General features: G+C 60.6%; 11 protein-coding genes. 3 read left to right on the top strand and 8 right to left on the bottom strand.

All coding sequences use genetic code 11. The features are described 5' to 3' along the window. Nucleotides 1-2,481 (top strand): hypothetical protein, encoded by a 2,481-nt coding sequence (locus tag BGO89_13160; protein OJX56282.1) that lies wholly within the window; start codon nucleotides 1-3, stop codon nucleotides 2,479-2,481. Here the strand turns inward: BGO89_13160 and BGO89_13155 are convergent, their stop codons facing one another. From BGO89_13155 to BGO89_13130, 6 genes are all read right to left on the bottom strand, one after another. Next, nucleotides 2,482-3,444, bottom strand: a complete 963-nt coding sequence (locus tag BGO89_13155) for a hypothetical protein (GenBank protein ID OJX56281.1) — start codon at nucleotides 3,442-3,444, stop codon at nucleotides 2,482-2,484. After that, nucleotides 3,441-4,343, bottom strand: coding sequence for a hypothetical protein (locus tag BGO89_13150; GenBank protein OJX56280.1), 903 nt, complete (start codon nucleotides 4,341-4,343; stop codon nucleotides 3,441-3,443). The genes BGO89_13155 and BGO89_13150 overlap by 4 nt, the downstream gene beginning before the upstream one ends. Before the next feature lie 16 nt (nucleotides 4,344-4,359). Further along, nucleotides 4,360-6,921 carry a hypothetical protein gene (locus BGO89_13145; GenBank protein OJX56279.1) on the bottom strand — a complete coding sequence of 854 codons (2,562 nt, stop codon included), beginning with the start codon at nucleotides 6,919-6,921 and terminating at the stop codon, nucleotides 4,360-4,362. 98 nt (nucleotides 6,922-7,019) lie between these two features. Further along, nucleotides 7,020-7,637 carry a dTMP kinase gene (locus tag BGO89_13140; GenBank protein OJX56278.1) on the bottom strand — a complete coding sequence of 206 codons (618 nt, stop codon included), beginning with the start codon at nucleotides 7,635-7,637 and terminating at the stop codon, nucleotides 7,020-7,022. Then, nucleotides 7,638-8,810: a 16S rRNA (cytidine(1402)-2'-O)-methyltransferase gene (locus tag BGO89_13135; GenBank protein OJX56277.1), complete on the bottom strand. Its 1,173-nt coding sequence runs from the start codon at nucleotides 8,808-8,810 to the stop codon at nucleotides 7,638-7,640. It abuts the gene before it with no gap. A gap of 59 nt (nucleotides 8,811-8,869) precedes the next feature. Beyond that, nucleotides 8,870-9,775 carry a hypothetical protein gene (locus BGO89_13130; GenBank protein ID OJX56276.1) on the bottom strand — a complete coding sequence of 302 codons (906 nt, stop codon included), beginning with the start codon at nucleotides 9,773-9,775 and terminating at the stop codon, nucleotides 8,870-8,872. A 43-nt stretch (nucleotides 9,776-9,818) separates the two neighbouring features. Between BGO89_13130 and BGO89_13125 the strand changes: the two genes are divergently transcribed. Both BGO89_13125 and BGO89_13120 read left to right on the top strand, forming a co-directional pair. Next, nucleotides 9,819-10,577 carry a hypothetical protein gene (locus BGO89_13125; protein ID OJX56275.1) on the top strand — a complete coding sequence of 253 codons (759 nt, stop codon included), beginning with the start codon at nucleotides 9,819-9,821 and terminating at the stop codon, nucleotides 10,575-10,577. Between the two features lie 80 nt (nucleotides 10,578-10,657). After that, a complete protein-coding gene (locus BGO89_13120) occupies nucleotides 10,658-12,316 on the top strand; it encodes a hypothetical protein (GenBank protein OJX56274.1) in 1,659 nt (552 codons plus the stop codon). Nucleotides 12,317-12,882: 566 nt separating this feature from the next. Here BGO89_13120 and BGO89_13115 read toward each other — a convergent pair. Then, nucleotides 12,883-14,199 carry an FAD-dependent oxidoreductase gene (locus tag BGO89_13115; protein OJX56273.1) on the bottom strand — a complete coding sequence of 439 codons (1,317 nt, stop codon included), beginning with the start codon at nucleotides 14,197-14,199 and terminating at the stop codon, nucleotides 12,883-12,885. 6 nt (nucleotides 14,200-14,205) lie between these two features. Then, nucleotides 14,206-15,024, bottom strand: coding sequence for a hypothetical protein (locus BGO89_13110; protein ID OJX56272.1), 819 nt, complete (start codon nucleotides 15,022-15,024; stop codon nucleotides 14,206-14,208). Nucleotides 15,025-15,027: the final 3 nt, after the last annotated feature.

Here is a 15,027-nt window from a genome sequence, read left to right as displayed (position 1 = left end):
ATGCCGAAACCACGTCTAGACCTACGCAAGATTTTCGTCCCGAGTGATTCGATCGCCTTCGTCGTGATCGCACTCGGGCTCTTCATCGCACTGTTCCTCGATGAGATGGCGGTGCGCCTTATCGGCGTATGCATCGCCATACTCGGTGGCGTAGCCCTCTTCATGATGATATCTCCCCGCATCGCCGATCTGTCCATGCAGGGCCGCAAGGCTCCGAGACCGACGACGCCACCGGAGATCGAATCGGAGACGAAGGATGACGACCGCTCACGCCGGCAGATCTTCGATTCGAAGAGCTACGTCGAAACGTTCGGCGCCGATGAAGGTTCGGATGAAACCTTCGTCGACAAGGACCAGGGCGCACTGTTCCCGGAAATGATCGAACGCCACGCCGCACCGCCACCGATGAGGCCCGAACCCGCCGTCACCCGTACGAGGCCGGCCACCATGGCCGCTCCCAATCCCGCAATCGACCAGGAATTCTCCGACGGCGAATCCGGCGTGCGTGTCATCGGCGTCAAGAAGAGCAAGGGCAAGCGCAACATCCCGGAAGACGGCGAACTGGTGGCACAACGCGCCGCACGCCGCATGGAAGCTCTCCGCAAGGAAGCCGCGGCCGACACCGAACAGTCGTCGCTCGACGATCTCGGCGTGAAGGGTGAAGTCCAGCTGAACGAGGACATCATCATCCGCAAGAAACCGCGCACCGCACCGGAACCTCCGGCAACGGAGGCACCTGCGGTACGTGAACCGAAGAACTCGCCCGTCGCAGCTCCACCCGCTGCCGATCCCGAACCGCGGAAGACCGTCGAGGAACCCGCCGAACCGGTGGCCGGGCCGACCGTCGAAGCCATCCCTCCGCCGGTCGCGGAACCGGTCGCCGAACCTGCGGCCAGGATGGTCGCGGAGGCTCCCGCTGCTCAACCACTGCAGAACGATGACGACGAGGACATGTCGAAGAAGCGTGACATTTCGGGCATCACCATCGAAGATTTCATGGACGACCAGGAAATCCTCGGCCAGGACGAGCCGCGCAAGGAATTCGACTATCTCCTGAACCGTGTGCTCCAGGTCATCCGCTCGATGGCCAGCGCACGTACGGCAGCGTTCTTCTGGGTCAACGTCGAGAAGCAGCAGCTCGTCGTCGAATCGAAGATCACGGATGCGGGCACACGCTTCATCGAGCAGCGCAAGCTGCCCATGGGCACGGATGCCGTCAGCCAGATCGCACTCCACGGCAGACCCGAGATCCTCACGGCCATTCGCCCGAGCGCCGAACTCGACCTGCTCCCCTACTACGCACAGTCCGCAGGTACCGTATCCTTCATCGGCGTTCCCGTCTACTTCGGCGGCAAGGTCGTCGGCGTCCTCTGTGCCGACTCCACCGAAGAAGATGCCTACGATGCCATCACGGTCGGGTTCTTCGGTCAGTTCACCAAGCTCATAAGTGGACTCGTCCACTCCTATACCGGCAAGTTCGATCTGCTCCAGGCCGCACGTTCGCTCGATGCCATCACGCAGTTCCGTAATTCGCTCCGTGATCACGAACTGTCGCTCAAGCGCATCACGCGTGCCCTGCTCGAAGTATCGGTTCAGCACATGGACGTGAGCACCATCGGCGTCTGTCTCTTCGATGCGGATCAGGGTGCATGGACCATCACCGACGTCCGCTCCGTTTCCGACGAGTACAAGGACATCCGTGGTGCCGTCGTCGATCTCGAACGCTCGTCGATCGGCCACTGCCTCACGTCGGGCAATACCGTCGTGACGTCGGCCGCACCGGGAGTCGTCCGCATCGTCGGCGGCGAGCCGAACATCGACGGAGCCCAGTTCGTTGCCGTACCGCTGCGCTCGCTGTCCCACAGCTTCGGCGCGCTCTTCGTGGAGAACCATGCGTCGACGTTGACGCAGCAGGATATCTCGATTCTCGAGACGATCGGCGACCATGCCGGTTCGTTCGTCGAACATCTGCGTGCCACGGAATTGCTGCAGGCCGGCGCCATGCTCGATCCGGCAACGGGCATCCTGAACATGAAGGGCTTCGAAATGCGCCTGCGCGAGGAATTCTCGCGGGCCATCGACTTCCAGACGCCTCTTACAGTATGCCTCATCCGCATCGACAGCAGCAGGGCCTTCGATTCGGCTGCCGAGCACGGTCCGGGGCGTATCCTCGTCCACGTCCTCTCACGCATCCAGAACCAGTTGCGCGACTACGACATCATCGGAACGATCGACAATTCCCTTATCGCCATCGGTCTCGTAGGTACGCGTGCGCAACAAGCGCACATGTGGACGGAAACGCTGCGCAAGGAGATCGCCAGCTCCATCATCGATATGGACGGCAAGCGCTTCAGCGTGACGGTCAGCATCGGTGTGGCGGAATCCACTCCGCGCGATACGTGGGACGTACTCCTCAACAATGCCTACGACGTCCTGGCGATGAGCCAGAAGTCCACCAACAAGGTTACCGTCTTCAGTTGATCAGTCGTTGTCCGGTCCTGCCGTAGAGAAACGCACCAGGACCGGACAGTGGTCGCTGACGACGTCGGAATCGGCTGCATCGAGAAAGGCGCGGAAGTTCTCGAGGCGTTCACTTCCCTTGATGTACCGTTTCATCGCCGATGTCGACGCCACGACGTGATCGATCACGAACCAGCTCTGGTTCTTGCAGCTCTTGAGTTGCGACGTGATGAAGGTGACGTTGGGATCCTCGATCAGGGCCGTCAGCGTCGGCTGCTGACGTCGGGCGGGAAAGTCGTTCATGTCCCCGACGATCAGGACGTCGGCTTCCTTGCCGCTCCGCAGCGTGGAATCCACCCATGCATGCAGGACATCTGCCTGCTGCGCACGCACCGTGCGCGACTCTTCGCGCAGGGCGTTCGTACTGTCGTATCGCGATGTGCTCTTGAGGTGGACGACCATCATCAGCCAGTCGAAGTCCCCCTTCCTGCATGCCAGGACGAGTCCTGGGCGATTGCGCGAAGGATTGATGGCCAGCGGCATGTAGAGACCCTTGTTCTCCACCGTCATCCCTTTGCGGAAGATCACGCCGACGTTCTGTGCGGAACCTCCGTTCGCCACGAAGCCGTCGTAGCCCTCCATGTATCGAAGCACCTTGCGAAGGGCCTGATCGTTCTCCACTTCCTGGATACCGAGCACGTCTGCCTCCGTCTTGAGGATCACGTCGGCGATCTTCAGATAGTCGCCGTCGTTCCTCGTCTTGTTGTCGCCCTGGCCATCGCCGAGCCATTCCATGTTGAACGTACCGACCGTCACCGTATCGTGCACGCCTTGTGGCGAAGCACAGGAGAAGAGGACGGTCGCCGTGGCGGTGATCAGAAGACGGACGGCGTGACGTCGCGCAGAGGACGAAAAGAAAAAGGTGTATCTCATACGATGAAGATACACCTTTCCATTCTTCCGCCCGGCCATGGCCGGTATCATCTGCCTGTAAGGATGGCCTTCGCTACGTAACCGGCCACTGCAGGATTCTCCTTCAGCCGGCGCGTCGAGTATCCGTACCAGTCCTCACCGAACGGAACGTAGATACGTACGGCATGGCCGTTCCGCAACAGCGTATCACGGCGGTCTTCGCGCACACCGAGCAGCATCTGGAATTCGTAGGACGAGCGGTCGAGCTTGCGCTCGGCGATCACCCGTTCGGCATCGACGATCAGGGCTTCGTCGTGCGTGGCGATATGGGGACGGGCCTTGGCGTCGATCAGCAGTCGCAGCAGCTTGCGGTAATTGGCCCTGATCTCGTCGGCATCCTTGAAGGCATGCTCTTCGGCTTCGACGTAGATGCCCTTGCAGAGCCGTACCGACGGCGCATAGTCCAGCAGTGAACGGATGTCCTGCTCGGATCTGCGCAGGTAGGCCTGGATCACGACGCCCACGTTATCGTATCCGTCTCGCCGCAGACGGCGATAGAAGTCGAGGGTGATATCGGTATAGGGCGTATTCTCCATGTCCATGCGGACGAAGAGGCCGAGTGTCTTCGCCTTCGACACGAGACCGGTGATATTCGCATAGGCGAAGTCGTGATCGATATCGAGGCCGAGAGACGTCGGTTTGACGCTCAGGTAGGAGGCGAGCTTGTGCTCGTGGATGGCGTCGATGACACTCGATGCCATTGCCGTTTCATGGACGGCACGCTCGCGATTCTGGACGAACTCACCGAGAACGTCGATGGTGGAGCAGGCCCCGCGGGCCATGAGATCACGTGTACAGGCAACGGCATCAGACAAAACAGGCCCGGCGATATAACGCCGGGCCACTGTTTTGACGATGCCTTTGGGTACAAGTGGAAGTGCGCTGACTACCAGCTTGTTGAATAGACTCACGTCGTTCCTCCTGCTATCAACGTACGACGCTGAGCGGAGTGGAGACCTGTGCGCTGCCCGAACGGACCACGACCTGGTACGCTCCGGCGGCGACGCCGTTCAACGAGACGTTGAGCGTTTGCGGACCCGAGGTACCGACGTTCTGCTGAGCCAGCAGCGTCGTCACGGCACCGTTCGGGGCTACGAGCAGGACATCGACCGTCATGGGCATGGCGGCGTTCAGTTCGATGGCGGCATCGGTCTTGACCGGATTGGGCGTCACACGCACGATACGGAGATCGGTGGGTGCGGGCGTGGTCTCGTCGACGGAGACGGCCGCATCGCACGACGCCACACGGATGTTGCTGAGCGTCGCCAGGATGTTCTCGGCATTCGCATAGTCAACGAAACGGATCTGGATCACCGTTCCCGGTTCGACGTTACCGAGCGAGTTGCTGCGGCCGAACGTCTGCTGGCCTTCCTTCGAAGCGTCGACGGCGATTTCCGTCACGGCATTCTGCCAGATGGTACCCGTCGGCGTCTTGTACTGGATCTTGAACTTGTCGACGAAGTCCGACGACCAGCGGTACTGATTGGCGAAGTTATTGCAGATGCTGTCGCCTTCGACCGGAATGAGCACGGTGAAGCGCGCCACACCGATGGAGAAGGGTTCCGACGTCGCCGTCAGGGCGGCGTTGCCCGTCGACGTCACGCGGACACGAGCCGTGCTCGTCACGACGGCGGGTACCGTCCATTCGTACGATACACCGGTAGCAGCACCTTCGAGCGTCTGCCACGTCGTTCCGTCAGGGGCGAATTCGACCTTCACGGAAGGTACGCTGCTTTCCTTCGTCCAGCGGATGCTCTGCACGCTTCCTTGTGCGAAGCGCTCGCCGCCCTTGGGCGACGTCAGGGCGAGAGGCAGACGGACACTGTAGGCCACCAGTGACGTATCGGAGACGGCGTCGTTGGAGGCATCGGAGATGCGGATCCACAGATAGCTCGTCTGTACGGCAGGGATCGTCCAGTTATAGGAGAGATCGGCGGCGGGAAGCATGTTCTGGTTGACCGGATTCCAGGACTGCATGTTGTCCGCGGAATACTGGAGCTTGACGTTGGCCACGCGGGCCGTGCTCCACTTGATCGTGAGCTGCTGACCACCGGCGAAGGTTTCCGTACCGCGGGGCGACGTCAGTCGTACCGTCGGGCGTGGTGGCTGCACCACGCAGGACTGATCGATCCATGCGCGCATGCGCTCGGCGACACGCGTACCGAACGTCAGCGGAGTCGTGCTGCCGTTGACGAGGTGGCAATAGCTCATGATCGTACCGGGGCGGGGCGTACGACCGGTCATGTAGCATGCATCGGTGCCATCGGACTGGACCTGGCACGTATCGACTGGCGGCGACCAGAAGCAGTTGTGCGTATGGGGAGCACCGACGTTGTGACCGATTTCGTGCGCCGTCACGAAGACGTCCCACACGAAGGCGTTGGCCATGTTCGGACGCCCCGGAATACCGTCCATGTTCTGGTTCAGATACATCGTGCTGACGCCATAGGCGCCCTGATGCTGCTTGGAGCAGATCTTCGGTCCGGCCTGGCCGCCGTAGGCGATACCGCCGATGAAGAGGCCGCCCTGGGGAATCATGCGCGTATAGCAGTGTGCGACGTCGCGTTCGACGTTGTTGTAGTTCTGCGACCAGTCGCGCGAGAATTCCTCGAGAAGCGTTCCGGGATTGGTACCGTCACCGGAATAGCCCGAGACTTCATCGGCCGTCCACATCATCACGTAGCTGATGTAGAAGGTGGCGTTGAGTTCTTCTTCATAGGCCTGGGAGAAGGCGGCGACGCACTTGGCGAAGTACTGGACGATCTGCTCGTTGGTCTTGCCGGTGCCCGACATGTATTCATGGATGTCTTCGCGGAGCACGATGGCCAGACGCAGTTCCTTGAGAGCCGTCGTGGACTGGATCTTGTCCATGTCCTTCACGGTCGAGGGCTGTGCCATGGCCTGGCCGAGAGCATCGGCATCGAACGGCAGCGATTCGTTACCGCAGAGGAACTTGCTGAGGCCGCCCGGGAACACCGTCTGCTCGTCGGCGATGAGGTGGGGCGTCACCGTGGCGGTGGAGCGCCTGGAGACATCGATACCGATCATCGTGCGCAGACCGTTGGACTGTTCGACGAAGCCGGTGAGGTCGCCATCGCTGTAGTGCAGCGAAACGCGGCTGTTCGGATCGCCGCTGATCTTGCCAACATAGGATACGATCGGACGTACCTTGAGCGGTTCCTTGCCGTGTCCCGTCGCCACGAGGATCTTCGTATTGGCATCGAAGACCTGACGGCCGAGACGCAGTTCGAGCGTCGACTGTTCGTTGTTCGGCAGGGGAAAGTTCTTCAGCGTCAACGTCGCGGGAGCGTCGGCGAAGGTGGTCTTCGCCATATCGTTGGACAGCATCATGCTGCGCTGAAAGCCCGTGATCTGCATCTGGTCCATCTTCGATGCGGGTACGGGCGTCATGAACGTACGGATGTCAACCGTACGGTTGTCCGTTCCTGCAACGAGGAGCGTAGGAAGCAGGACGGCCAGAGCCATCATCGTGCTCACAATACGTGGGGGTCGAATCATGTGGAACGCCAAAGAAATCATGGATATACGTCGAAATTGCCAAGATTGTAAAGATACACAACTCGGTGTCAGGAGAGGACTTCCGACAGAATCGTGGTGATCTCGGCGTGGATATCGGCACGGTCCCTCATGCCATCCACGATCCGGAATCGTGCTGCGTCGGCCGCTGCGATCGCATGGTAGCCTGCCCGCACACGCTCGAAGAAATCCCGTCCCGCCCGCTCCATCCTGTCCGGTTCGCCGGAAGCAGGGTGGAAATGCATACGCATCTGCGCCTCTTCATAGGGGACGTCGATGAAGAACGTCACTGAAGGCATGACCCCGCGCGTGGCGATGTTGTTACAGGCCCGGACGTCGTCCATATCGAGCAGGCGACCGTAGCCCTGATAGGCCGTGGTGGAATCCACGAAACGGTCGCACAGGATGATTTCGCCCTTTTCCAGCGCCGGTACGATGACACGCTCCACCAGTTGGGAACGCGCGGCACTGAACATCAGCAATTCGACGGTGGACGTGATGGATTGCTTGTTGCTGAGCAGGATTTCCCTGATGGCTTCGGACAGTACGGTGGCACCTGGCTCCCTGATGGCGAGCACGCGGTGACCGCGCGCTTCGAGCCATTCCTTGAGAAGAAGCAACTGCGTCGACTTGCCGCTGCCGTCGATGCCTTCGAACGATATGAACATTCATTCCTCCGTTGCGGAGCCTGCCACGAGCACCACGCATTCACCCTTGATGCCGCCACGCGCCTCGACGACCGCCCTGACCTCCGCCACCGTCCCGCGCAGGTATTCCTCATGCATCTTGCTGAGCTCCCGCGCGATCACGATCCTCCGCCCGGATCCGGCAACGTGTTCGAGCTCTTCGAGGAGTTGCAGGATACGATGGGGCGATTCGTAGAGAATCACGGTTTCGGCACGAGCGGCGAGCCGCTCAAGTGCCAGGCCGCGCCCTTTCTTCTGGGGCAGAAAGCCCCCAAAATACAACGCATCCGTGGGTAGACCGCTGGCCGCCGCTGCTGTCATGGCCGCGGTCGCACCGGGTAGTGCTACCACCGGCACACCGGCGTCGATACAGCCGTGGACGGCACGATATCCGGGATCGGAGATGCCCGGCATTCCGGCATCGCTGACGAGGGCGACGATCTTGCCCTCCCCGACCCAGCGCACGACGTCGCGGACGCGCTCCCGTTCGTTATGCTCATGATTGCTGACGAGACGCCCACCCTGTGCGCCGTACTGACGCAGAAGCTGTCCGGTATGGCGGGTGTCCTCGCAGAGAACGATATCGGCGGCACGGAGCAGTTTCAGGCCGCGCACCGTGATGTCCTCCAGATTCCCGATCGGCGTCGGGACCAGATACAATGCGGGTGCAGGACGCTGATCCGGAGACCGTTCGGGGAGGGGTCGGCGTGACGCCTGTGATGTTCCGCCACGTTGCGTGGCGAAGAAACCGCTGAGCAACGCAGCGGCTTCCTCTGCACGGATACCGGTACGGACGATGCAGCGATGATTCAGTCGCGGATCGTCGGCGATTTCGAACAGCGATCTGCAGGCTCCCGTCTTCTCGTCGGTAGCGCCATAGACGATCGTCGGAACACGGGCCAGCACGATGGCACCGGCGCACATGCTGCACGGCTCGAGCGTGACGTAGAGCGTACAGTCGGAGAGGAACTTCTCTCCCGTCACGGCCACGGCTTCGGCGATGGCGACGATCTCCGCATGCCGCGTAGGATCCCCCGTCCGCTCGATCTCGTTGCCGCCACGACCTACGACGTCGTCCCCACGGACGATGACGCAACCGACGGGTACGTCTCCCGCTTCGGCGGCACGGCGCGCCTCGTCGAGGGCCATATCCATGAACCGCTCATGTCGGCGTTGTACGTCGCTCAAAAGGTTCTCCGAAAGGCAGTATGGAATCAGTTGCCTCTCGCCTTGTCGTAGACCGTCGTATTCCCCGGATCGAGGAATCGAAGATCGCCCCACACGGTCGAATTCTTCTGCCCCTGGAAGATGTCGGCGATCTCCATGTGCTTGGCATCGAAGAAGGCCTGCAGGAGCAGGCTGCGGTTGCTGATCTTGTCCCGCTTGAACTGGGCGATGTCGGCGATGACCTGCGTAAGAGCGGCGCGGCCGGCATCCTTGTTCTTGGCATACTGGTCGATGGCATCATGATAGTCGAAGATATACCGGCGCAGGCCGTTATACCTGAGGTCGAGCATTTCGTTCACGAGTGCCGAACGCGTGAATTCACCCGGCTGATAGAAGGTCCGGAAGGCATTGATGCCACGTCCGGCACCGAGCTGGGCGATGGTCTGGGCGGACTTGTAGACGTTGGTACCGCCAAGATCCTCGTACGTATCCATGTCGAGTCCGATGGCCAGCAGCATGTAGAAATCGACGAGACTCGTGAAATCATCGTAGCGCAGGGTCTGGTAGGTCAGCACGGGATTGAAGGACCAGTCGAACGTCCACTCCTGATCGAAGATCCGCAGCAGGGCGGCACCGGATCCGGGAACGTTGTTCACGAGGCGCTTGCTCACGACGGCCAGACGTGCCGTATAGGTATTTCCGTTCCGGCTCATGAGGTAGATCGTCACATCGACGGGAATGCGTGCCCCGTCCCAATCCGCACCGGTATAGCGCTGATTGTTGAGGTAGTTCTTCACGTCGTTCGCCATCGTCTGTAGCTCCTGACGCTGGTCGATCGGAATGGCCTGCATGTTGACCACGACGTTGGCATCCAGTTCCTGTGCAGACGATGTCACGTTATGGACGGCCACGGCTACGAGAAGACAACAGAACGAAAGAAGTGTACGCATCATGATACTCTGCCGGAATTCATGGATTGATCACACGAACATACGCATGGATGGCGGTCATACCATCCTGACGTGGGCCACGGTGCTTTTGTTGTCGGTCAGCTCCCTGGCCGGACAATCCTGCACCGGCGTCACGGCTCTGACGACGATGGAGGCCGTCACGCGGAGCGCCGCCCCCACACTGTCCGACGACGTCCTTTCCATTTCCGCCACTCCCCTTCCATACGGCATCGCCGGCCTGACGTCGTCGTCGATCCTCCTGACGCATGCCGGCAGTCTCCATGGTGCGGGCTGGCTGACGGGACGGACGGGAGGAGGATGGACGGATCTTGCCGCGAACGTGCTCGTTTCCCATCCGTTCACGGACTTCACGACCTGTGCCGCGACACTTCATGGCACGCTGGCCGGTGCACGAGGATTTCCCTTCGTGGCCTCCCTGGGTCTGTCGGTCGGCATCAGGACGATACTGGACGGCACATGGGAGTATGCCGCCATGATTCGCGACGTGGTGATGTTTCCGCGCGGACGCGAACCTTCGTTCATCGTGGGCGCAGGCCGTCATATGACGGCGTCATGGTCGTTGGCCTTCGACGCGACCGTCGTTCCGGGAACGGGTCTCGGCCTTTCCATCTCCACACGGCACCTTCCGGATACGACGTTCCTCGTGCGTGGCGAGCTTTCCGCCCGTCCCATATCGATCGCCGTCGCAGGTGCTCTCCGTCTGACCGGCGGACCTCTGATCGGCCTCGAACTACGGCATGTCGAGCTACTCGGCGTACGGCCATCCATCACCGTCGAACTGTAGATCGCCGCCCGGCAGACGCCACCTTCGCATGTGACTTCAGGACTCGCCGTGCGCGACGTCATCCTCTTTCACCATGATCCATGCCTCGCCTTCTCCATATCGCTTCATTATTCTGTCTGGCCGTCGTCGTGCATGCACAGGATAGTCCTGTATGGGATGCACTTGACCGATACAGGGAAACTCCGATCTGCCTGCTGAACGGAGACATCGAAGAGTTGACGCAACTGCCCGGGATCGGTCGTCTGACGGCTTCGAGAATCGTATCGATGATCGAGCAGGGACTGCGCGACATCCATCGCATCGTCGACACGCTCTGCCTGTCGACGGATCAGCGCATCATGCTTCTCGCATGCACGGGTTTCGACTGCGACCCGACTCCCCTCGTATCGGCCGCGATGATCCGTTCACGATGGCAGGAGGCGACCGAAGGTCTGCCACGTATCGCCAACAGGATACGCCTGTCGTCACGCTATGCCGATGCCGGCGGCGTCATCACCGACGCACCCGAAGGACAGGACGGCACGGCATGGATATCGATGCGTATCGGTCCTTTCGAGATTCTTGGTGGAGACATGGGGCTGTTCGCAGGGCGGGGCCTCGTCTTCGGCTCCGCGTCGGCTGCGCGAACCACGATCCGCACCCAGGCATTCACGACCTTCGACGACGTCGTCATACGTCCATGGACATCGGCAGTCGCCGTTGGTGCCATCCGTGGTCTGGCCGTTCGTACGCACATCGTGCCGACGGTCCGGATATCGTCCGTGCTCTCGGCCGATCGCTATGGATTCATCGCACAATGGATGAACGACGCATGGTCGATGGGCAGCGCCATCGACATACAGAACTGCATGACTGCGATATCGCTGTTCGCCCGCACGATGGCGAGCGGAAGCCTGACGATATCCGCGGAACTGGCACGATCGTACGACGGCATGATCGATGCCGCTGCGCGATACGATGCACTCTTCGGGCGCGGTCGATTCGTACTGTCGATCCATCATTCACCGGGAACATCGACGGAACTGGTCGCAGGTGCCACGACGAGGATCGCCACAAGGACATCGATCACGTCCGCACTTCGACTGACGTTCGTGCCGACCCGACGGCACGGCATGCCGCTGCCCACACGAGGCCTGCACCTGTTTACCGAGCTCGGTCTGCCTCTCGGTGCATCATCGACGCTCGATATACGCGGACAGATGGAGCTCGAAGACGATGGCATTCTCGTCGATACCACGTCACGCAGACTGACGGACCGACATGAACGGATTCTGCTTCGAGCACAGGTCACGGGTACGATCACGAAGAACATCCGATATCGCTGCAGGATCGAGGGACTACGCTCATCGTGGGAACGGCACGGCATGGTCGCGTCAGGTGTCACCGGCATGATCGACCTACGCTATTCTCCCGAACCATGGCTCGGCCTGTCGGCGACGGCATGGATCTACGATTCGCACACTCTCGATGCGGCACCGTATGCCTTCGAAGTCCCTGCGAAGGGATTCATGAGAACCATTCCTCTTCTCGGACAAGGCACTCGCATGCTCATGACCATGGCATTGCACCCTGCATCGTGGGCGGACGTCTGGTGCGCATACGGGTTGACGACCGAACGCGCATCACCTGTCGATGGACGTCTTTCGATCCAGGTAGGGCTGCAGCTTCCCGTCCGGAATCACACGCAGCTCGTCCGCGCGCTCATGCAGGACGACGAGCCCGGCGCATGGCTGGAGTGAAGGGATAGACGACATGCAGCTCACGAACCACCATCGGGACAACGGTTACGTGTCGTTGACCTTACACGTTCAGATGCATATCAACTACTACCGTGTTAAGACCTTGCTCGAGAATACATGTTCACGATCGATCTTCGGCTCGGGAGGATTCGGCCGGACGGGCCTGAAGACAGGACGTGTTTCCACGGGCAGACGTCAGATTCTTCGTTCTGGCACTGACATGGCTAGAGGAATCGGTAGGTGAGCGAACAAGGGACTGTTATTCCTTCACGTTCCCGACTATCAGGATAACCCGCAGGAGATTCAGGGGATCGCTTCCCGACTAATACCAATCGAGGAACGCAACGGAGCACGTCGACGAGTATACATTCGGTTCGGGCAGTGCATCACATATCCATCGGGGCCAGCTACAAGTCTCCAGCCCAGGTCCCGATGGCTTCCACTGGCTGACGAATGACAAGGGCGACGACGTATGCCTCAATCTCGATGGAGCCGGAACTGCAGCACCAGAACTGTATACAGCCCTGTCGGAGGCGCAACCAGGTTCCTGGTTCCGTGGGCGATCATCAATCGTGAACGACTTCCTCTTCTCGATTCATCTTCATCTGCCTGTCGAGCCACATGCGCGTCTTGTGTGCGGAATCATGCTGGACGATGAGGCGGGCTCCCGGCTGGAACGAGATGTAGTACCACAGCCACTCGACGATGACCTTCACGCGATTGCGGAATCCGATGAGGAACGCGATATGGATCACAGCCCACATGGCCCATGCCACGAGGCCGGAAAGCTTCCTCTTCCCGATTTCCGCAACGGCCTTGGCACGCCCTATCGTAGCCATTGATCCCGGATCGCGATACTTGAATGCATGCGCCGCCTTGCCCTTGCCGAGTATCCGTGCCGCCACGTAGTCCCCCTGCTGCAGGGCCACCTGAGCGACACCGGGGAGCACCATACCGTCGGCATTCGTGAAATGACCTGCATCACCGATCACATAGACGTCGCCATGGCCGGGGATGGCGCAGGTCTCATCTACGACGACGCGCCCCTGGCGGTCCGTCTCCGTGCCGAGCAGCTTCAGGAGCGGCGATGCGGTATTGCCCGCAGCCCAGATGACGTTCCTGCTCGCGATCGGTATGTCGCCGATCATCACACCATCTTCGGTGACATCGGTGACGATGGTATCGAGCAGGACTTCGACTCCGAGTCGTTGCAACGACTCCAGTGCACGTTCGCTGGAAACGGGGTCGAAGGTCGGCAGTACGCGAGGCCCGCCCTCGATCAGCACCACACGCACGTCGCCACGACGCAGTCGAGGGAAGTCCGGCAGCATCGTCCGCGCTCCGATTTCGGCGATGGCTCCTGCGAGCTCCACACCGGTCGGGCCTGCGCCTACGACGACGAACGTCAGCAACGTCGACGCCATCGACGTTCCGACGACGGATTCGGCTTCCTCGAACGTCGCGAGCAGCCTCTCGCGTATGAGCAGTGCGTCGGAGAGATCCTTCAGTCCCGGCGCATGGTTCTCCCAGTCGTCGTGACCGAAGTACGAATGCCGCGCTCCGGGTGCGAGGATGAGATGATCATAACCGTAGGTACCGTCATCGCATATGACCATCCGTCCGGCGAGGTCGATACTGCGGACGTTGTCCATCACGACATGGATGTTGTTGACGTGACGGAGAATCGATCTTATCGGCTGGGCCACGTCTCCCGGCGACAGAGCGGCCGTCGCCACCTGATAGAGAAGAGGCTGGAACAGATGATGGTTGGTACGATCGATGATGGTGACATCGACGTTCGTGTTCTTCAGTGCCTTGGCTGCGGACAGACCGCCGAATCCCGCACCGACGATGACGACATGTGGGCGTTTTCCGGTAGGCATGATGCATCACTGCGCGAATAGTTGACTATATGCGGCGACCTCGGACACGAAATGCTGTGCGATCGGCAGCGAGAACGGATTACCGTACTCCATCCGCTCCGGATGCCATTGCACGGCGAGCAGGAAGGGCTTGCCACCCATGGCGGCATCGCCCCATTCGAAGGCTTCGATGACACCGTCGGGCGATGTGGCGGACGGCGCGAAGATCGTCGCCAGGCGTTCCACCGATTGGTGGTGCGCCGAGTTGATCGTTCCATCGAGAGCCCGACAGATGCGTTTGATCAAGGAACCAGGCTCTGCGTGCACTGCATGGTGCGAGTCGACGCCGTCGACCTGACGATGTTCGATCTCCGTACCGACGACCGTGGGAATGTCCGCGATGAGCGTGCCGCCGAAGGCGACGTTGAGGATCTGGGCCCCGCGGCAGATACCGAGGACAGGCATGTTGGCTTCCGTCGCCGCTTCGATCAGAGCGAGTTCGAGTGCATCACGATGTTCGTCCGGCGGCTCGCACAACGCGGCCTTCTCGGACTGTCCGTATCGGGCAGGATTGACGTCAGGCCCACCGGTAAGCAGCAGACCGCTGCATTCCTTCATGAGAGCCACGGCTTCGTCGGGTGTGGCGCACGGATAGAGATCGACGACATCGACGTCCGGATCGACTGTGCGCAGCCATCGTTGATAGGAAGCGTAGTTCTCGGAACCCGAGGCGCGTGAAGCTGCGATCTTCATGATACCATCCTGCAGATATTGTCGATGACGATCCGTATCCGGATCAGCGTTGCAGACCTGCTCGGCACCGCTCTTACGAGGCCGTGTATACACCCG

This window comes from Candidatus Kapaibacterium thiocyanatum (assembly GCA_001899175.1).
Taxonomy (GTDB): Bacteria; Bacteroidota; Ignavibacteria; order Kapaibacteriales; family Kapaibacteriaceae; genus Kapaibacterium; species Kapaibacterium thiocyanatum.
This window is presented reverse-complemented; position numbering and strand designations above follow the sequence as displayed.

What these genes read in the sequence shown, in the direction of transcription:
- BGO89_13160 (OJX56282.1), top strand. Translation starts at nt 1, where the DNA reads ATGCCGAAACCACGTCTAGACCTACGCAAGATTTTCGTCCCGAGTGAT.
- BGO89_13155 (OJX56281.1), bottom strand. Translation starts at nt 3,444, where the DNA reads ATGATACCGGCCATGGCCGGGCGGAAGAATGGAAAGGTGTATCTTCAT.
- BGO89_13145 (OJX56279.1), bottom strand. Translation starts at nt 6,921, where the DNA reads ATGATGGCTCTGGCCGTCCTGCTTCCTACGCTCCTCGTTGCAGGAACG.
- BGO89_13140 (OJX56278.1), bottom strand. Translation starts at nt 7,637, where the DNA reads ATGTTCATATCGTTCGAAGGCATCGACGGCAGCGGCAAGTCGACGCAG.
- BGO89_13135 (OJX56277.1), bottom strand. Translation starts at nt 8,810, where the DNA reads ATGGATATGGCCCTCGACGAGGCGCGCCGTGCCGCCGAAGCGGGAGAC.
- BGO89_13130 (OJX56276.1), bottom strand. Translation starts at nt 9,775, where the DNA reads ATGATGCGTACACTTCTTTCGTTCTGTTGTCTTCTCGTAGCCGTGGCC.
- BGO89_13125 (OJX56275.1), top strand. Translation starts at nt 9,819, where the DNA reads ATGGATGGCGGTCATACCATCCTGACGTGGGCCACGGTGCTTTTGTTG.
- BGO89_13120 (OJX56274.1), top strand. Translation starts at nt 10,658, where the DNA reads ATGCCTCGCCTTCTCCATATCGCTTCATTATTCTGTCTGGCCGTCGTC.
- BGO89_13115 (OJX56273.1), bottom strand. Translation starts at nt 14,199, where the DNA reads ATGCCTACCGGAAAACGCCCACATGTCGTCATCGTCGGTGCGGGATTC.